An 18,260-nucleotide genomic window follows, 5' to 3' on the forward strand; every position below is an offset into this window, starting at 1 on the left:
GATAGGAGTTTTTTGAACACAAGTTGCCTTTTTAAAAATAATTATGGATATGGAGATACATACTACCATTGTTAACATAAAAATTTTGATTATATATTTGAAATGTTCTTTGTTAGAATGCGCTTTATTTACTACAAGAAAATTCCTTTTAAAAAAGAATGAACAAAATTTCAAAAGTGTATTTACATTTGTTCAACTAAGAGTTAGAATGAAGTTGTTAAAAGATATGAGGAGTGAAGATAATGAACATTGCAAAGTTAATTGACCATACAATTTTAAAAGCTAATACTACTAAAGAAGATGTTATGAAAGTAATTGAAGAAGCAAAGGAATATAAATTCGCTTCTGTTTGTATTAACCCAACATGGGTAAAATTAGCGGCTGATGAACTAGCTGGACATGATGTAGACGTTTGTACTGTAATCGGTTTCCCATTAGGAGCAAGCACTACTGAAACAAAAGCATTTGAAACAAAAGATGCTGTCGCAAAAGGTGCAACTGAAGTTGATATGGTAATCAACGTAGGCGCTTTAAAAGATGGCGACAACGAACTTGTTGAAAAAGATATTTATGAAGTAGTACAAGCAGCAAAAGGAAAAGCTCTTGTAAAAGTAATCATTGAAACTTGCCTATTAACAGATGAAGAAAAAGTACGCGCTTGTGAATTATCAGTAAAAGCTGGTGCTGACTTCGTAAAAACTTCAACTGGATTCTCAACTGGCGGAGCAACTGCTGAAGATATCGCATTAATGCGTAAAACAGTAGGACCAAACGTTGGTGTAAAAGCATCTGGTGGTGTTCGTACACGTGAAGATGCAGAAAAAATGGTAGCTGCTGGAGCTTCTCGCGTTGGAGCAAGTGCTAGTGTTGCAATCGTATTAAATGATGCAAAAGGTGCTACAGATAACTACTAATCATTAATGAAGTCAAAAGCGATAGATACACAAAGTAAAGTGTATCTATTGCTTTAATAATTGAAAAAAATGTAAGCGGATACGAATGGGAGGAGACGGCTTATGAAATACTTAATCGGTGTTTTAGGCCTCGTATTGATTTTAGGTATCGCTTGGCTTGCTAGTAATGATAGAAAAAAAGTCAAATATCGCCCAATCATAACGATGGTTATATTACAATTCATTTTGGGATTTTTATTATTAAATACAAGTGTAGGGAATATATTAATTAGCGGAATAGCAGATGGTTTTGGAGAGTTATTAAAATATGCTGCTGACGGTGTGAATTTTGTATTTGGTGGACTAGTAAATCAAAAAGAGTTTTCGTTCTTTTTAAGTGTATTAATGCCAATCGTATTTATCTCGGCACTAATAGGTATATTACAACACATTAAAGTATTACCTATTATTGTGAAATCTATCGGTTTAGCATTAAGTAAAGTAAATGGAATGGGGAAACTAGAATCATATAATGCTGTTGCTTCTGCGATTTTAGGACAATCTGAAGTATTTATATCAGTTAAGAAACAACTAGGGTTATTGCCAGAGAAAAGAATGTATACATTATGTGCATCTGCAATGTCTACCGTTTCAATGTCTATCGTCGGATCATATATGGTGTTATTAAAACCGCAATATGTTGTAACCGCTTTAGTGCTTAACTTATTTGGTGGTTTTATTATCGCTTCTATCATTAACCCTTACGAGGTTACTGAGGAAGAAGATATGTTAGAAGTGCAAGAAGAAGAGAAAAAGACTTTCTTTGAAGTATTAGGTGAATACATTATAGACGGATTTAAAGTTGCCATTACAGTAGCAGCTATGTTAGTCGGTTTCGTTGCTCTTATCGCATTCATTAATGCAGTATTTAAAGGTGTAATCGGTATTTCATTCCAAGAAATTCTTGGTTATGCATTTGCACCATTTGCATTTATTATGGGTGTACCTTGGCATGAAGCAGTTAATGCCGGAAATATTATGGCAACAAAATTAGTATCGAATGAATTTGTCGCTATGACAGATTTAGCACAAGGAAACTTTAATTTCTCAGATAGAACGACAGCGATTATATCTGTATTCTTAGTTTCATTTGCAAACTTCTCTTCAATTGGGATTATTGCAGGGGCGGTTAAGAGCTTAAATGAAAAGCAAGGGAATGTAGTGGCAAGATTTGGTTTGAAATTACTATTCGGTGCAACATTAGTAAGTTTCTTATCAGCAACAATCGTTGGCTTATTATTTTAATAGATTCGTATAATATAAAAAGGAATGGTGATTGTAATGAGAATGGTAGATATTATTGCAAAAAAACGTGACGGCAAAGAATTAACGACTGAAGAAATCAAATTCTTTATTAATGGATATACAGACGGAAGTATTCCTGATTATCAAGTGAGTGCACTTGCAATGGCAATCTTCTTTAAAGATATGACAGATCGCGAACGTGCAGATTTAACGATGGCGATGGTTGAGTCTGGTGAAACGATCGACTTATCAGCAATTGAAGGAATTAAAGTAGATAAACATTCAACTGGCGGTGTTGGTGATACTACAACATTAGTATTAGGACCATTAGTTGCTGCTTTAGATGTACCAGTAGCAAAAATGTCTGGTCGTGGTTTAGGACATACAGGCGGAACAATTGATAAATTAGAAGCGGTAGAAGGATTCCACGTTGAAATTACAAAAGAACAATTTATTGATATTGTAAACCGTGACAAAGTAGCTGTTATTGGACAAACAGGAAACTTAACACCTGCAGATAAAAAGATTTATGCATTGCGCGACGTAACAGGAACTGTTAACTCAATTCCTTTAATCGCAAGTTCAATTATGAGTAAAAAAATTGCAGCTGGTGCTGACGCAATCGTACTTGATGTAAAAACAGGTGCTGGTGCATTTATGAAAACAGAAGAAGATGCAAAAGAATTAGCACATGCAATGGTACGTATCGGAAATAATGTAGGACGTCAAACTATGGCTGTTATTTCGGACATGTCACAACCGCTTGGTTTTGCGATTGGTAACGCTCTAGAAGTAAAAGAAGCGATTGATACGTTAAAAGGTGAAGGTCCAGAAGATTTAACAGAATTAGTACTTGTATTAGGTAGCCAAATGGTCGTACTTGCGAAAAAAGCAAATACGTTAGAAGAAGCTCGTGAAATGCTAATTGAAGTGATGAAAAACGGAAAAGCAACTGAGAAATTTAAAGAGTTCTTAAGCAATCAAGGCGGAGATAGCTCAATTGTAGACAATCCAGAAAAAATGCCACAAGCTAAGTATGTAATTGATGTACCTGCAAAAACTTCAGGTGTTATTTCTAACATTGTTGCAGATGAGATTGGTATTGCAGCTATGTTACTTGGTGCAGGTCGTGCAACGAAGGAAGATGAAATCGATTTAGCAGTAGGATTAATGTTACGTAAAAAAGTTGGCGATGCAGTAAAAGAAGGCGAGCCATTCGTAACAATCTACGCAAATCGTGAAAATGTAGAAGATGTAAAAGCAAAAATTTATGAGAACATCTCTATCGCTGAAACAGCAATGGCTCCTAAATTAGTTCATACAGTTATTACTGACTAATCATCATTTCATTTACTTTGAGGGGGAAATAATATGGATAAGAAAAAATATATTGAAGAAGCAAACAAGATGTTATCGAAAGCGTATATTCCGTATTCTAAATTTCCTGTTGGCGCAGCGTTAGTTACGAAAGAAGGGAAAATCTATACTGGTTGTAATATAGAAAATGCTTCTTACGGTTTATGTAACTGTGCAGAAAGAACAGCAATATTTAAAGCAGTATCAGAAGGTGAGCGCGATTTTAGTTACTTAGTTATTACAGGAGAAACTGATGGACCGATTTCACCATGTGGTGCGTGTAGACAAGTAATTGCTGAATTCTGTGATCCGAAAATGCCTGTATTATTAACGAATGTAAAAGGTGATGAAAAAGAAGTGACTGTTGAGCAATTACTTCCAGGTGCTTTCTCAATAGAAGATTTAAAATAAATTGAAAAGCCATTCTACAATTATTATTTGTGGAATGGCTTTTTTATTTTCAAAAATTGAATGTAATATTTTGTTCATACTCCGTTCATAAACTTCGCTTAAAATAATTGCAGCGAATATAGAAAGTTTACAACAGGAGGAATAGAATGAAGAAATTATATAATGCGGCATTTATTTACTTAATTATTGGTTTATTATCAGGTGTATTTGCAAGAGAGTATACGAAAGCACAAGGAATTAAAGGATCCACAATGTTGCAATTAGTGCATACACATGTATTAGTGCTCGGTTTTGTATTCTTTTTAATTGCTTTAGCTTTATGTAAAGTGTTTCATGTACAAGAAACAAAGAGCTTTTGTGCATGGTTTGTTGTTTATAATGTAGGAGTAATCTTTACTATTGCTACAATGCTATGGAGAGGTCTTTTACAAGTAAATGGAACTGACTTTTACGGTTTAAGCCATATGGCTGGATTAGGTCATGTTATTATAAGTATCGGGCTCGTTTGGTTTATGATTTTGCTCAAAAAGTCTTTTAAATAGATAGGAGTGGGAAGAGTATGATAGCACTTTTATCAAGTATTTTAGCGGTTTGTATGGCTGTTGGTGTCATGTTTCTGCGCTTTAAAGCAGCGAAAAAACCGGTAACGAAAAAGAAAATTATATTGCCGCCAATTTTTATGAGTACTGGAGCAATGATGTACTTTTTACCGGAATTCCGATTAACGTCGTTAGAAATAATAGAAGCAATTATTGCAGGGCTTATTTTCTCTGTATTTCTTATAAAAACAACGAAGTTTGAAATAAGAGACGAACAAATATATATGAAACCGTCAAAAGCATTTATATTTATTTTAGTCGGATTATTAGCTGTACGAGTAGCGTTGAAATCATATTTAAGTCAATCGATTGATTTAGCGGAGTTAAGTGGAATGTTTTTCTTACTTGCATTTGCGATGATTGTGTCGTGGAGAATTGCGATGTATCGCTCGTTTACTAAATTAAAAAAGACAATAAAAAGAGCTGGAATTTCTATATAGGAAATCCAGCTCTTTTTATGTTTTATTGAAATTCTTTAGCTCGGAACTCATTTGCTTAATTTTAAACGTATTTGAGCATCTTGTAATGCAACTGGTGTAACGTTAAGACCATTAGGATCAACAATTTTTGTATTTAATAAAATGGAATCTAGGCTTCCACGAAATGTTTCTGTATAGTTTTGACGCAACATTTGTTGTTCTTGTTTTTCATCAACTGTTAATCCAGACGTTCTTTCTTTTTTTGATAATTCATTAATACGGAATAAAATGTTTTGCATTTTGTTCACCTCTTATTTAAATTCAAATTAGTAACTTACTAATTTATAGTTATTGTAACTTGTTTAGTTGTCTGTGTCAATACTATCTAAAATTTAGTTAAAAATTGACGAAAAATTATAACAATAATAGAATGAAGTGTATTGAATAATTAGTTTCACAATTATACATAAAACGCTAGGGGGATTATTATGAAATCAACATTTTTTGCTCAAAATAGAGAACGATTAGCAAACACATTACCAGAGGGATCTATTACGATTTTATTTGCGGGACAAGCACCGCATATGTCAGCTGATGCACATTATAAATTTGTACCGAATCGTAATTTTTACTACTTAACGGGAATCGATGAACCAAATGTTATTTTTATGCTGAAAAAGGTTGGGAATAGTGTAGAAGAGACACTTTTCATTGAAAAGTCAGATCCAGTAATGGAAAAATGGGTTGGGAAAACAGTTTCTAGCGAAGAAGCAGAGGGAATTTCAGGTATAAAGAAAGTTGTATATTTAGATAGCTTTGAAAAGACAATGTCAAATATACTCTTTACAGAAAATGCGAAGCATTTATATTTAGATATAGAAAGTCGTGAGTGGAATGGTACGGAGACAAAAACATTAGCATTTGCTAAACATGTAAGAGAAAAATACCCACACGTAACAATTGGTAATGTATATCCGAACATTTGTGAATTACGAGTATTTAAAACAGAAGAAGAAATTGAAATTATTAAAGAAGCGATTGCTATAACGAAAGACGGTATTTACAACGTACTTAAGCATGCAAAAGCAGGCATGATGGAGTATGAATTAGAAGCACAATTTGATTTTACACTGAAATCATCTGGCATTAAGCACCATGCGTTCAATACAATTTTGGCGAGTGGGAAAAATGCTACAGTTCTTCATTATGAAGATAATGATGCACAAATTCAAAATGGTGACTTAGTATTACTAGATTTAGGTGCTCAAAAAGACTACTACAACGCTGATATTAGTTATACATTCCCGGCAAATGGAACATTCTCTAGTCGTCAAAAACAAATTTATAATATTGTATTAAAGGCATTAAAAGAAACAACAGCGCTTATTAAGCCAGGATTAAAGTTCGCTGCATTAAATGAGCATACAAAAAAGGTACTGGCAGAAGAGTGTAAAGCAATTGGTTTAATTCAAGAAGATGAAGAGTTATCAAAATACTATTATCATGGTGTCAGCCATTTCCTTGGTTTAGATACACATGATGTAGGAACATATAAAGATAGAGTGTTAGAAGAAGGTATGGTTATAACAATTGAACCGGGTCTTTATATTGAAGAAGAATCAATTGGAATTCGTATTGAAGATGACATTCTTGTAACGAAAGACGGGTATGAAAACTTGTCAAAAGATATCATTAGAGAAGTTGAAGAAATTGAAGAATTTATGAGTATAAATAATGAACATGTAAAAGGAAACCAAGCTGTAGTTAAATAATAAAAAGTCATCACTAATTTATTTGAACTTTATCTCGAATCGTGGACAATTAAAAAATCCATGATTCGGGATAGGGTTCTTTTCTTCGAAATACTAATCTTTAATTATTAATCCTAATAAAGTTGCAAACTGAACAGCTTGATATGTTGATACTTTACATCCTCTTAAATCGTTCACTGAAACTGTAAGCGTATCAAAGCTAGAAGAACTAATATCTATCCCCTTCAGTGATGTCTGATCAAAATTAGCTTCATCAAGACTACATAATTGGAATTCAACTTTTTTTAGTTTACAGTCAAAAAAATCTGCATTATTTAATGAAGTTTCATTGAAGATGATTTTTTCTAGTTTAGAATTTCCAAATGCCGCTAAATTCAAAATTGAATTCTCAAATTTAACATTTCCTAAGCTAGATTCTGTGAAATTTACTCCGATTAATTTACTGTTTTTAAATTCGACTCTGTGAACAGAAGAATTGCTTAAATTAACATTTGATAAATCACAGTTTTCAAAACAAACATCTGTAATATCAATATTGCTAAAGTCTGTATTAGTAAACTTACAGTTTTTTATCACCGCATCATATAATCGTACTCTATCTACAGATTCATTTTCGAAAGTGGAGTCTATAATTTCACACACTTCCAATGTTGGATCTTCTTCATAAAAAATATCTTGAAAATTCTTTGAAGATAATTCTGGTGAAATTTTTGGTCTATCAATTTTCATCGTATATCAATCCTCTTCTATTTGATATATTTGTGTAATTTGAGTCTATTGTCTGTGAAGAACATTAGTTCTTATTATACAAAAATCTAAGTTCTTTTGTGAAGAGCATTTTAGCTACATTTTTCTTATTTAATAATAGAAGTGTTATTGTTTCTTAAGAAATAACGTCAAAACAAATACGAGAACGGCTAATATAGTCGCTACAAGGAAAGCATTTTGTATTTCTAAAATATTCGCCTCTTGTAATGTCTCCACTTTTAGTAATCTTCCAATTAGCTTACGTAAGATCTAATTACATCTCCTTATTTTCTTGAAAATCAACTTCTATAATGATTTTGAAAAAGAAAAAGGAGGGATTTTCCATGAAGCGATTTGTATTAAAAGCTGTTACGGTCTCTGTAATATTTTTAATTGCTGCATGTTCTTTGGCCACAAATACAACAAATGATCATAAAAATATGAAAGATAAAAAAACAATACAGACTGAAACAGCTACAAAACCATTGAAGGTTGAAAAAGGACCAGAAGTTACTTTAATAGCGAAAGAAGAAAAGCAAAAGTTAAGTAACGGTGTTATTGTTCCAGTCTGGACATTTAATGGATCATCTCCTGGTCCAGAAATTCGGGTGAAAAAAGGTGAAAAGGTGAAAGTGACATTAAAAAATGAATTATCTGCACCAGTATCTATTCATTGGCATGGATATCCTGTACCAAATAACATGGATGGAATTCCAGGCGTGACACAAGATGCAGTTGAACCAGGAAAAAGTTTCACTTACGAATTTGAAGCGAACGTACCAGGAACGTACTGGTATCACTCGCATCAAGATTCTGTAAATCAATTAGATAGAGGTTTATATGGAGCGCTCATTGTAGAAGATACAAAGGAAAAATATGATAAAGATTACACATTAATGTTGGATGAATGGGTTACAGATAAAGAAGAAATGAATAAGCAGTTAAAAGAAATGACAAAAGGGCAAATAGGTAATAAATCTAAAGGTAATGAAAATGAGGAAAAGAATGATGATAAGAACGGCATGGATCATTCTGGTATGGACATGGGCAGTGATCAAAAAGACTCTGGCAATATGGCAGGAATGGACCATGGAAATATGAAGATGGAAGGTCATGATATGAGTATGTATGATTTATTCACAATCAATGGAAAAAGCGGTGATTTAGTAGTGCCATTGAAAGTGAATAAGGGAGATAAAGTTCGTTTTCGACTCGTTAATGCTGGTTATCTATCACATGATATACATGTTCACGGTCATGATATAAAAGTAATTGAGACAGATGGTCAACCAATAAACGATCCAAAAGTTATAAAGGATAAAGTAATTTCAATCGCACCGGGCGAACGTTATGATATTGAATTTACTGCTAATAAAACTGGGAAATGGTATGTTGAAGACCATTCGAAAAATAAAGGTGCAAAAGGAATGAAAGCTGTTATTGAATATGATGGCAGTAAAGAGATGAAAGATAAAGCAGACGAAAAAGAAAAATTACCGAAAGTAGATATAATGAAATATAGTACTAAAAAATTAGGTAGTTTCACGTTAAATCAAGAGTATACTGCCACATATAATATGGACTTAAATACGCAAATGAATGGAAATGAAATGGTATATACAATTAACGGAAAGGTATTTCCGGATATTGACCCAATTCAAGTAAAAAAGGGTGATTTAGTAAAAGTGAAGTTGGTAAATCGTTCTAAAATGGATGATCACCCAATGCATTTACACGGGCACTTCTTTCAGGTGTTGAGTAAAGATGGAAAACCGATAGAAGGTTCTCCAATTGTAAAAGATACATTGAACTTAAAACCAGGAGAAGAATATGAAGTAGCCTTTGTAGCAGACAATCCCGGTGAGTGGATGCTCCACTGTCACGACCTACATCATGCTTCAGCAGGGATGGTAACGGAAGTGAACTATACAGATTATAAATCTGACTATGTTCCAAACCAAAATATTCCTAATAAGCCAGAATAATAGGAAGCAGTTATCCTATGGATAGCTGCTTATTCATTTTTGTTGCAAGTACTAATGTATATGTTGATTATGCCCAGGTGAAGGTGCAGGAGTATGATCTGGGAATGTCGCGAATATGGCAACGATAATTACTACACTAATTGAAAGGAATAACAAAAAACGCTGTTGGATAAAAGTAGAAAAGTTCTCCGATAACAATTGAATCACACAGGACATAGTAATCGTTATAGTAAGTAAAAGGCTAATGAACAATATACTATGAGCTTGTTGAGCGTTTAACATTTCTGTAATCATTGCTCCCATCATACTTGCCATTAATCCAGAGAACATTCCTTCTAAAGCAGTATATAGGTGAAAACGTAGACCCACTAAAAAACCGATAAAACCACTAATTAAAATAGCAAGTAAAGTAGAATATAGTAATTCCCCCTTAAAGAGAATGCCTAAGTAAAAACCAATACTTAAACCGATACTCATACTAAAAGACATAATAAATACCATATACTCCATTAGGGTACCCTTACGTTTAGAAATATTGGATGCAATAAGAATTGAGGTACAGCAAAGTGTTAGGGCAGTTAACGTATAAGCAAACATTATGATACCTCCTTGTCCTATCGTTCATTTCATCATATGTGTACTTATGATAATTTATATCTGCATATTATCTGCACAATTTCATAGATGTAAGCAAAGGAACGCTTGATTTTTTAGGGCGTCTTTTTTAATTGTAAGCATGTGAAAGAAATTGTTATATTATGAGTTTCTATTGTGAAGCCATAAAGAATAAGCGTATAATATTATAGGTCTCCCATTTGCGAGACAAACCGCGAATGATAAATAAGATTGTTGTTTTATCATCGCTTCTAAACATATAGACAATGAAAGTAACACTGGAATACAGATAGGGAGTTATAAAATGAAATTAATTATTGCCGAGAAACCAGATCAAGGGTTGGCTCTTGTTTCACAGTTTAAATATCGCCGGAAAGATGGATATTTAGAGGTAGAAGCGAATGAGTTATTTCCAAATGGAGCGTACTGTACATGGGCAATTGGTCATTTGACGCAGTTATGTAATCCAGAGCATTATCACGCAGAGTGGAAAAAATGGTCACTTAATACATTACCGATGATTCCAGAGCGTTTTCAATTTGAAGTAACAAAGTCAAAGTATAAGCAATTTAACGTTGTGAAACAGCTGTTACATAATCCACAGGTAACAGAAATTATTCACGCAGGCGATGCTGGGCGTGAAGGGGAACTAATCGTACGAAATATTATTAATCTTTGTAACGTGCAAAAGCCGATGAAGCGTCTATGGATTTCGTCTTTAACGAAGCAAGCTATTTATCAAGGGTTTAAAAATTTACTTGACGAATCAGATACAATTAATACGTATTACGAAGCATACACAAGATCTTGTGCTGACTGGGTTGTTGGTATGAATGCATCACGTGTGTTTAGTATTTTGCTAAAGAAAAAAGGAATGAATGATGTATTTTCTGCTGGTCGTGTCCAAACACCAACGTTAGCATTGATTGTAAAGCGTGAGAAAGAAATTGAAAACTTTAAGTCAGAGCCTTTCTGGGAAGTGTTTGCAACCTTTAATATAGAAGGAAAGAAATATGACGGGAAATGGGAGAAGGATAATGAATCCCGCTTAAAAGTCCCTGATATGGCGAATAAAATTGCGGCATTTTGCCAAGGGAAACCGGCTGTTGTGAAGGAAATGAAAACGGAGCGTAAAGAGTTTCAGCCGCCGCTTTTATTCAACTTATCATCACTGCAAGCAACGGCAAATAAAGCCTTTAAGTTTTCACCGAAAAAGACGCTTGATATAACGCAAGCACTCTATCAAAAAGGGATTGTTTCTTATCCACGTTCAGATTCTAACTATGTTACTCAAGGAGAAGCAGCGACGTTCCCTGATATTTTACAGAAGTTAAGTCAGTTTGATGAATATAAAGGTTTATTACCGGCTCCGGTTGAATCCATTATGAACAATAAGCGTTATGTAAATGAAAAGAAAGTAACAGATCACTACGCGATTATTCCGACAGAGCAAGTTACAAACCCAAGCAGACTATCAGGTGATGAAAAGAAAATATACGATATGATCGTAAGAAGGCTTATTGCAGCTCATTATGAAGTTGCAATCTTTGACTATACAACGATTGTAACGCTTGTAGATGAACGTGCTGAATTCATTTCAAAAGGAAAACAGCAAATTCAAGAAGGTTGGCGTAAAGTTATTTTCCAAGACGATAAAGATGACGAAACCATTCTTCCAATTGTAGCTGAAGGTGAAGAAGGAAAAGTTGTAAAGGTGAAAGTGAAAGAAGGAAAAACACAGCCACCGAAGCGTTATACAGAAGGACAACTTATTACGTTAATGAAAACAGCTGGTAAGTATTTAGAGAATGAAGAGCTAGAGAAGGTATTGAAGAAAACAGAAGGTTTAGGTACGGAAGCGACCCGCGCAGGGATTATTACGATGCTGAAAGACCGTAAATATATAGATGTAAAGAAAAACCAAGTGTATGCGACTGATAAAGGAAAAGTATTAATTACCGCAATTGGTGACAAAATACTAGCTTCACCGGAAATGACTGCGAAATGGGAACAACGTCTTGCGGAAATTGGTGAAGGTACAGCTTCACCAGCAACTTTTATGGAACAGACGAAAAAGCTATCAGCTAAAATTATTGAAGACGCAGTGGAAATGTCTGAGAAGTGGGATTTCACGGGACTACATGTTGAATCGATTGAACGAAAAGGATCGAAATTTACAACGGGTAAAAAGGTTGGTAGCTGTAAAAAATGTGATGGCGATGTAATTGATAAGTCAACGTTTTACGGTTGTTCTAACTATAATACAACGCAATGTGATTTCACCATTTCAAAGAAGATATTAAGTAAAACAATTTCGCAAAAGAATATGACAAAGCTCTTAAAAGGTGAAAAGACTGATTTAATTAAAGGCTTTAAAAAGGGCGAGAAAACGTTTGATGCGAAATTAGAGTGGAAAGATAATAAGATTAATTTTGTATTTGAGAATTAATTTGTTAAAAGAGCATGACATAAAATTGTCATGCTCTTTTGTTTTTCTTTGATATAAAATTTAACGATAAAAAAAATCCTCTAAATAATATTTTTTTATTGTAAAACGATAAATTTTGTATTAAAATCAAAATCATAATAAATGAGTGAGGTGCTTTTGTTAAAAGGTAACAACCTTATTTTAAAATTAGAGGAGGTATAACTATGAACAGTAACAATTTGATTGTTAAAAATATGGATAACCCCCATGAGTTGGAGAAGATGTATAGAAAAGATCCGAAAGCTTTTAAAAAAGCATTCTCACAAGCATGGGACCAAAACCCTGATTCTCAAATTCTAGGTGCTTGGTATGAAAGGTTGCATTTCAAGGAGAAAGTAAATAAAGAAAAAACATCTTTGTTTCAAAAAGGTTTCTTATTCATGGGCCTTTTAGCTATTCTGGCCGGCATAAGCACCAGGATCATTTTCCACTTTGTTGAGCAGGAAGCAATTGCTCCAATAAACTTGGCTTTTGGTGTAATTCCCTTTATTGCTGCTTATTTTGTTTACAATAATAAGCCGAAAAAAAGTATTATTTATTCCCTTATAGCGTTATTCCTAGTTTCCGGGGTGTATCTTAATACGTTGCCAATAAATTATAAAGACAGTACCATACTTGCTTATTTACATCTTCCTATATTTTTATGGGTCTTAGTAGGGCTTGCGTTTACAGGAAATGAATATTCAAAAGGCAGTACAAGATTAGCCTATATTAAATTTAATTTAGAATATTGTCTTCTCTATGCCAGCATGGCAGTGAGCGGAATGATACTAGCGGTATTCACCATGCGTTTATTTAGCTTTGTTGACTTAGATATAGGAGAGTTCTATTTTAGTAATGTTGTTTTATTTGGAGCAGCCGCTCTCGCTATTGTGACTGCATACTTAGTATCAATGAATCTTAAGCTTGCTAAAAATATTACACCATACATATCTAAAATTTTTAGTCCTCTCGTCCTAATCACCTTGCTTATCTATCTTATAACGGTAATTTGGGTCGGGAAAAATCCATTCTTGGATCGCAATTTCCTAATGGCCTTCAACGGAATACTGCTTGGTGTATTGGCTGTTACTATATTTTCTATCGTTGAGAGTGACTCGGACGAGAAAAAGAACATTTCAGATTATATAAATTTTTCCTTAATTGTTCTGGCACTTATTATTGACACTGTCGCATTGTCAGCCATCGTATTTAGACTTTCTTCTTACGGGATTACACCTAATAGACTAGCTGTTTTAGGTGTAAACATACTGATCTGGGCAAATCTAATTTGGATTATGTTTTCCTATATGCGTTTCTTGCAAAATAAATCAGGACCAAAAGCTATCCAAGATGCCGTTACGAAGTATTTGCCAATATACGGACTTTGGGCAGCTTTCGTTATATTTACGTTTCCTATCATTTTTAATTAGAAAGGATCTGTTAATGCGGGAGTGGTGAGGGCTAATAATCATTGGGGGATGAACAAAACCCCCAATGATTAAAGTTTCACTTTATTATAATTGGTATTATTATGTTTGTAGTTTCGGTAATTTCATTTGTAATGATAAATAAGAAATAAGTGTTGTATGTAATCTTTCCATAATAAAAAACGTCCCAAAATGGGACGTTTTTTATTATGCATATTGCCGTTTTTTCTTAATAAGCAACAAAACTTGTGACACACAAGCTAGTACCGGTAACTCAATCAATGGTCCAATAACGAGTGCAAGTGCGATAAGAGGTTCGTCTGGAAAAGCGGTCACAGCGATAGCGAGTGCAACAGGTGAGTTTCTTGCTAACGTTGTTAAGCTTAGACTTACTGTATCTTTGTAAGATAAATGCATCATGCGCCCGATAAATTGTCCTAGTAAAAAATTAATGATGAAGAACAATAGAACAGGAACGAGTAATAATAAAACAACATTCATATTTTGTAGTAAATATTTACCTTGTGATGCAAACATCGCTACTATTGCTAAACTTAAAAATACAATTTGAGCAGAGCTGAAAAACGGAATGAGTTTATTCTCGAGAGGTTCAGCTTTTTTCATTTTATTCATAATGAACTTTGTAGCGTGTGCAAGTATAAATGGTAAGACGATTACGATAACAATACTTTCTACTAAAACAGAAACCGCTACAGTTTTCATGACACCAGCAAATAAAAATAAATAAATGGGAAGGAGCAGTACTTGCAAAATTAAATTTACAGGTAAAATTGCAGTAGAAAGTGCTACATTACCTTTCGCTATTTCAGTAAAGATTAAGTACCAATCTGTACATGGAGTAACCATTAACATTATAAATCCAACCCAAAGTGCTGGATGATCGGAAAGAAATAGTGCCCCTAACCCCCAAGCGAGTAAAGGTGTCCATAAGAAGTTAATAGTAAGACTTGTTCCAGCAAATTTTAAATTGCGAAATCCGTTTTTTATTTGTTTTAATGGGATGCTGAGGAATAATCCATATAGCATGAAGAATAAGAAGGGGACAATAAATTTGTCTGAATACGTATGTATCATATTAAATTGTCCGAGTACGATGCCGCATGTAACAGCAAAAAGAATAATAAAAGTTTGAATCTTTTCTATAGTGCTCATGAATAAATCCTTTCTATATATGAATTTTCCTCTCTAAGTTTATTATACAAGTAATAAAGATGTATTTGGTGTTCAATTGTATCTCGCTTAATATTTTTAAGTCGAGATTTTATTTTTCATTAAAAGTTACTTGACTAAAGTAAGTGACTATATTACAATCACTTACATAAGGTAATTAAATAACAAAAAGTTGCAATGGCGTATCTTAAGGTATCTATTGGAACTTTTTCTTAGAATAAGAATTTTTATGATGATGAATAATGAATATGAAAAGAAAGATTAGGTGAAGAAAATGGGACTATTTAGCTCATTATTTGGTAAAAAAGAAGAAAATACGACTGTAGAGGGGAATAAAAAAATGTCGAAAGTATTATTTGTAAAAGCAAACGATCGTCCAGCGGAGCAAGCAGTTAGTTCAAAAATGTATGAAACATTTGTAAGTACTTATAAAGAAGCAAATCCAAATACAGAAATTACGGAATTAGATTTATTTGCATTAGATCTTCCTTATTACGGAAATATTGCGATTTCAGGTGGATATAAACGTAGCCAAGGTATGGAGTTAACAGCTGAAGAAGAGAAGGCAGTTGCTACAGTAGATCAATATTTAAATCAATTTTTAGAAGCTGATAAGGTTGTATTTGCATTCCCATTATGGAACTTTACAGTACCAGCACCATTAATCACATATATTTCATACTTATCTCAAGCTGGAAAAACGTTTAAATATACAGCAAATGGCCCAGAAGGTTTAGTTGGTGGTAAGAAAGTAGTTGTGTTAGGTGCTCGTGGTTCAGATTACTCTTCAGAGCAAATGGCTCCTATGGAAATGGCAGTTAATTACGTAACAACTGTACTTGGATTCTGGGGAATTACAAATCCAGAGACAGTTGTAATTGAAGGACACAATCAATATCCAGATCGTTCACAACAAATTGTTGAAGAAGGTCTAGAAAACGTTAAAAAAGTAGCAGCAAAATTTTAATTCATAATAGTAAATGGAAAAACCAACATGGATGACTATGTTGGTTTTTTAGTCTATTTTTCATGTTAAAAAATGTATATTTATAAAATAAAAGAAAAGTTCGAAAATAGTATTGCAAAATATTATATAGCAAACTATAATGAATTCAAGAATAGTTGATACTCAAATTAAATATTCAGAAAATTCAATTAGTTAAAATTGGAAAATGAGATAAGGAAACTTGAATGGGGGTTATATTATGGCGAATAAAGTACCGTTTTCGTTCATAGTAGTTATTGGATTAATGTTATTTGCACTATTTTTTGGAGCGGGAAATTTAATTTTTCCAGCGATGCTTGGTCAATCAGCTGGAGAGAATGTATGGATTGCTAACGCTGGATTTTTAGTAACTGGTGTTGGATTACCATTACTAGGTGTACTAGCATTTGGTTTTTCAGGTAAAGATGATTTGCAGTCGTTAGCTAGTCGTGCTCACCCAGTGTTTGGGATTGTGTTTACAACAGTTTTATACTTAGCGATTGGTCCGTTATTTGCAATACCAAGAACAGGAAATGTTTCTTATGAAATTGGTCTTAAGCCGTTTATGCCAGAAGGAGTAGGTTCTACACCTTTAATTCTTTTCACAATTATATTCTTTAGTATCACTTGTTTTTTTTCGCTAAATCCCGCGAAAATTGTCGATATTGTTGGAAAAATCTTAACGCCAATTAAGTTGACTTTCATCGGTATTTTAGTAATCGTTGCTTTTATACATCCGATTGGAGATATGCAAGCACCAGTGGAAGCTTATACATCACATGCATTCTTTAAAGGATTCCAAGAAGGATACTTAACGATGGATACGCTAGCATCATTTGTATTCGGGATTATCATTATCAATGCTATTAAAGAAAAAGGTGCGAAAACGAAAACACAAATTATGGTCGTTTGTGCAAAAGCGACAATTATTGCAGCATCTATTTTAGCAATTATCTATACAGCACTTTCTTATATGGGTGCTTCAAGTGTTGCAAAGCTTGGACATTTAGAGAACGGCGGAGAAGTATTAGCGAAAGTTTCTAACTACTATTTCGGATCATATGGCGGAGTATTATTAGGATTAATGATTACAGTAGCTTGTTTAACAACTAGTGTGGGACTTGTATCAGCATGTTCTTCATTCTTCCATAAGTTATTCCCAAATGTTCCTTACAAAGCAATTGCAATTACGCTATGTGTATTTAGTGCAATTGTTGCAAACGTAGGATTAACACAATTGATCGCAGTTTCTGTTCCAGTATTAACAGCAATTTATCCACTAGCAATCGTATTGATTTTCTTAACATTCTTCCATTCATTATTTAAAGGAAGAGCTGAAGTTTATCAAGTAAGCTTAATCGTAACATTTATCATCAGCTTATTTGATGGATTAAGTGCAGCTGGAGTTAACATTGAAGTAGTAAGCCAAGTGTTCACTAAATTCCTTCCGATGCAGGAAGTAGGATTAGGCTGGATCTTCCCAGCGATTATCGGTGGATTTATCGGATATGGCATTAGCATTTTAAAAGTGAAAAACCAAGTTCAACCAGCAACTAGAGCGGATAAGAAAATAGGTTAAATAAAAAAAGTTATAGACTTGTTTCTATAGCTTTTTTTGTTACTATTAATAATGAGAAAAAATAAAGTAGTAGGGGAAATAAAATGAAAAAAACAATTGATCATATCGGAATCGCAGTTCGAGATATAGATAGTACGATACGTTTTTATGAAAATGTGTTACTAGGAACTTTAATAGATCGTTACGTAAGTGAAGCTCCTGGTGTGGAAAGCGAAGTAGCCATTCTTGAAGTGGATGGAGATAGAATAGAATTACTTGCACCGACGAATAATACGACATCTCCAATTGCCCGTTTTATTAAACAAAAAGGTAAAGGTGTTCATCACGTTGCGTATCGAGTAGATGATTTAGATGTGGCTTTAGAGGAATTGAAAGAACAAGGAATTCGAACGTTAGAGCATACACTTCGGATTAATAAGCACGGTAGAAGATTAATATATCTTAACCCAGCGGATACAGAAGGAACGATTATCGAGTATTGTGATTATCCGGAAGAGAAATAGAAG

The 18,260-nt window shown here is 33.6% G+C and carries 17 protein-coding genes; 13 read left to right on the forward strand and 4 right to left on the reverse strand.

What is annotated here, in order from left to right:
• Positions 1-242 precede the first annotated feature (242 nt).
• The 6 genes from deoC to ACTFRY_RS13505 all read left to right on the forward strand — a co-directional run bounded on the left by deoC (position 243) and on the right by ACTFRY_RS13505 (position 5,004).
• Positions 243-914, forward strand: coding sequence for a deoxyribose-phosphate aldolase (gene deoC, locus ACTFRY_RS13480; RefSeq protein ID WP_044795722.1), 672 nt, complete (start codon positions 243-245; stop codon positions 912-914).
• A gap of 102 nt (positions 915-1,016) precedes the next feature.
• Positions 1,017-2,198: a NupC/NupG family nucleoside CNT transporter gene (locus ACTFRY_RS13485; protein WP_044795723.1), complete on the forward strand. Its 1,182-nt coding sequence runs from the start codon at positions 1,017-1,019 to the stop codon at positions 2,196-2,198.
• Between the two features lie 36 nt (positions 2,199-2,234).
• Complete coding sequence (locus ACTFRY_RS13490) at positions 2,235-3,536, forward strand: pyrimidine-nucleoside phosphorylase (RefSeq protein ID WP_061664479.1); 1,302 nt, start codon at positions 2,235-2,237, stop codon at positions 3,534-3,536.
• Positions 3,537-3,569: 33 nt separating this feature from the next.
• Positions 3,570-3,965, forward strand: a complete 396-nt coding sequence (locus tag ACTFRY_RS13495) for a cytidine deaminase (protein WP_000358532.1) — start codon at positions 3,570-3,572, stop codon at positions 3,963-3,965.
• 146 nt (positions 3,966-4,111) lie between these two features.
• Positions 4,112-4,507 carry a DUF2871 domain-containing protein gene (locus ACTFRY_RS13500; RefSeq protein WP_000737876.1) on the forward strand — a complete coding sequence of 132 codons (396 nt, stop codon included), beginning with the start codon at positions 4,112-4,114 and terminating at the stop codon, positions 4,505-4,507.
• Between the two features lie 17 nt (positions 4,508-4,524).
• Positions 4,525-5,004, forward strand: a complete 480-nt coding sequence (locus ACTFRY_RS13505) for a CcdC family protein (protein ID WP_000561044.1) — start codon at positions 4,525-4,527, stop codon at positions 5,002-5,004.
• 47 nt (positions 5,005-5,051) lie between these two features.
• Here the strand turns inward: ACTFRY_RS13505 and ACTFRY_RS13510 are convergent, their stop codons facing one another.
• Positions 5,052-5,282 carry a DUF896 domain-containing protein gene (locus ACTFRY_RS13510; protein WP_001179616.1) on the reverse strand — a complete coding sequence of 77 codons (231 nt, stop codon included), beginning with the start codon at positions 5,280-5,282 and terminating at the stop codon, positions 5,052-5,054.
• Positions 5,283-5,471: 189 nt separating this feature from the next.
• Between ACTFRY_RS13510 and ACTFRY_RS13515 the strand changes: the two genes are divergently transcribed.
• A complete protein-coding gene (locus tag ACTFRY_RS13515) occupies positions 5,472-6,755 on the forward strand; it encodes an aminopeptidase P family protein (protein WP_044795726.1) in 1,284 nt (427 codons plus the stop codon).
• Positions 6,756-6,848: 93 nt separating this feature from the next.
• On the opposite strand, the gene ACTFRY_RS13520 is transcribed toward ACTFRY_RS13515, so the two are convergent.
• Positions 6,849-7,484: a pentapeptide repeat-containing protein gene (locus ACTFRY_RS13520; RefSeq protein WP_044795727.1), complete on the reverse strand. Its 636-nt coding sequence runs from the start codon at positions 7,482-7,484 to the stop codon at positions 6,849-6,851.
• A 362-nt stretch (positions 7,485-7,846) separates the two neighbouring features.
• Between ACTFRY_RS13520 and ACTFRY_RS13525 the strand changes: the two genes are divergently transcribed.
• Positions 7,847-9,487 (forward strand): multicopper oxidase family protein, encoded by a 1,641-nt coding sequence (locus ACTFRY_RS13525; RefSeq protein ID WP_098616403.1) that lies wholly within the window; start codon positions 7,847-7,849, stop codon positions 9,485-9,487.
• A gap of 51 nt (positions 9,488-9,538) precedes the next feature.
• Here the strand turns inward: ACTFRY_RS13525 and ACTFRY_RS13530 are convergent, their stop codons facing one another.
• Complete coding sequence (locus tag ACTFRY_RS13530; protein WP_098616402.1) at positions 9,539-10,084, reverse strand: hypothetical protein; 546 nt, start codon at positions 10,082-10,084, stop codon at positions 9,539-9,541.
• 322 nt (positions 10,085-10,406) lie between these two features.
• On the opposite strand from ACTFRY_RS13530, the gene topB reads away from it, so the two are divergent.
• Together topB and ACTFRY_RS13540 are read left to right on the forward strand one after the other, a co-directional pair.
• Positions 10,407-12,551, forward strand: a complete 2,145-nt coding sequence (gene topB / locus ACTFRY_RS13535) for a DNA topoisomerase III (protein WP_047385938.1) — start codon at positions 10,407-10,409, stop codon at positions 12,549-12,551.
• 203 nt (positions 12,552-12,754) lie between these two features.
• Positions 12,755-14,002, forward strand: a complete 1,248-nt coding sequence (locus ACTFRY_RS13540; RefSeq protein ID WP_098616401.1) for a DUF4153 domain-containing protein — start codon at positions 12,755-12,757, stop codon at positions 14,000-14,002.
• Positions 14,003-14,206: 204 nt separating this feature from the next.
• On the opposite strand, the gene ACTFRY_RS13545 is transcribed toward ACTFRY_RS13540, so the two are convergent.
• The gene (locus ACTFRY_RS13545; protein ID WP_000103821.1) at positions 14,207-15,172 is read right to left on the reverse strand and encodes an arsenic resistance protein; all 966 of its coding nucleotides are present in this window, start codon (positions 15,170-15,172) and stop codon (positions 14,207-14,209) included.
• A 292-nt stretch (positions 15,173-15,464) separates the two neighbouring features.
• Here ACTFRY_RS13545 and ACTFRY_RS13550 point away from each other — a divergent pair, with 292 nt between their 5' ends.
• From ACTFRY_RS13550 to ACTFRY_RS13560, 3 genes are all read left to right on the forward strand, one after another.
• A complete protein-coding gene (locus ACTFRY_RS13550; protein ID WP_000522529.1) occupies positions 15,465-16,157 on the forward strand; it encodes an FMN-dependent NADH-azoreductase in 693 nt (230 codons plus the stop codon).
• Positions 16,158-16,395: 238 nt separating this feature from the next.
• Positions 16,396-17,754, forward strand: coding sequence for a branched-chain amino acid transport system II carrier protein (brnQ, locus tag ACTFRY_RS13555; RefSeq protein ID WP_001284783.1), 1,359 nt, complete (start codon positions 16,396-16,398; stop codon positions 17,752-17,754).
• Positions 17,755-17,837: 83 nt separating this feature from the next.
• On the forward strand, positions 17,838-18,257 hold the full coding sequence (locus ACTFRY_RS13560) for a VOC family protein (RefSeq protein ID WP_000750850.1): 420 nt from the start codon (positions 17,838-17,840) through the stop codon (positions 18,255-18,257).
• Positions 18,258-18,260 lie beyond the last annotated feature (3 nt).

Origin of the sequence: Bacillus cereus group sp. MYBK195-1 (assembly GCF_051916605.1) — a bacterium.
GTDB lineage: Bacteria > Bacillota > Bacilli > Bacillales > Bacillaceae_G > Bacillus_A > Bacillus_A cereus.

Bases quoted from the DNA above. Each gene is read 5' to 3' on its own strand.
- deoC (WP_044795722.1), top strand. From the start codon at position 243: ATGAACATTGCAAAGTTAATTGACCATACAATTTTAAAAGCTAATACT.
- ACTFRY_RS13485 (WP_044795723.1), top strand. From the start codon at position 1,017: ATGAAATACTTAATCGGTGTTTTAGGCCTCGTATTGATTTTAGGTATC.
- ACTFRY_RS13490 (WP_061664479.1), top strand. From the start codon at position 2,235: ATGAGAATGGTAGATATTATTGCAAAAAAACGTGACGGCAAAGAATTA.
- ACTFRY_RS13495 (WP_000358532.1), top strand. From the start codon at position 3,570: ATGGATAAGAAAAAATATATTGAAGAAGCAAACAAGATGTTATCGAAA.
- ACTFRY_RS13500 (WP_000737876.1), top strand. From the start codon at position 4,112: ATGAAGAAATTATATAATGCGGCATTTATTTACTTAATTATTGGTTTA.
- ACTFRY_RS13505 (WP_000561044.1), top strand. From the start codon at position 4,525: ATGATAGCACTTTTATCAAGTATTTTAGCGGTTTGTATGGCTGTTGGT.
- ACTFRY_RS13510 (WP_001179616.1), bottom strand. From the start codon at position 5,282: ATGCAAAACATTTTATTCCGTATTAATGAATTATCAAAAAAAGAAAGA.
- ACTFRY_RS13515 (WP_044795726.1), top strand. From the start codon at position 5,472: ATGAAATCAACATTTTTTGCTCAAAATAGAGAACGATTAGCAAACACA.
- ACTFRY_RS13520 (WP_044795727.1), bottom strand. From the start codon at position 7,484: ATGAAAATTGATAGACCAAAAATTTCACCAGAATTATCTTCAAAGAAT.
- ACTFRY_RS13525 (WP_098616403.1), top strand. From the start codon at position 7,847: ATGAAGCGATTTGTATTAAAAGCTGTTACGGTCTCTGTAATATTTTTA.
- ACTFRY_RS13530 (WP_098616402.1), bottom strand. From the start codon at position 10,084: ATGTTTGCTTATACGTTAACTGCCCTAACACTTTGCTGTACCTCAATT.
- topB (WP_047385938.1), top strand. From the start codon at position 10,407: ATGAAATTAATTATTGCCGAGAAACCAGATCAAGGGTTGGCTCTTGTT.
- ACTFRY_RS13540 (WP_098616401.1), top strand. From the start codon at position 12,755: ATGAACAGTAACAATTTGATTGTTAAAAATATGGATAACCCCCATGAG.
- ACTFRY_RS13545 (WP_000103821.1), bottom strand. From the start codon at position 15,172: ATGAGCACTATAGAAAAGATTCAAACTTTTATTATTCTTTTTGCTGTT.
- ACTFRY_RS13550 (WP_000522529.1), top strand. From the start codon at position 15,465: ATGGGACTATTTAGCTCATTATTTGGTAAAAAAGAAGAAAATACGACT.
- brnQ (WP_001284783.1), top strand. From the start codon at position 16,396: ATGGCGAATAAAGTACCGTTTTCGTTCATAGTAGTTATTGGATTAATG.
- ACTFRY_RS13560 (WP_000750850.1), top strand. From the start codon at position 17,838: ATGAAAAAAACAATTGATCATATCGGAATCGCAGTTCGAGATATAGAT.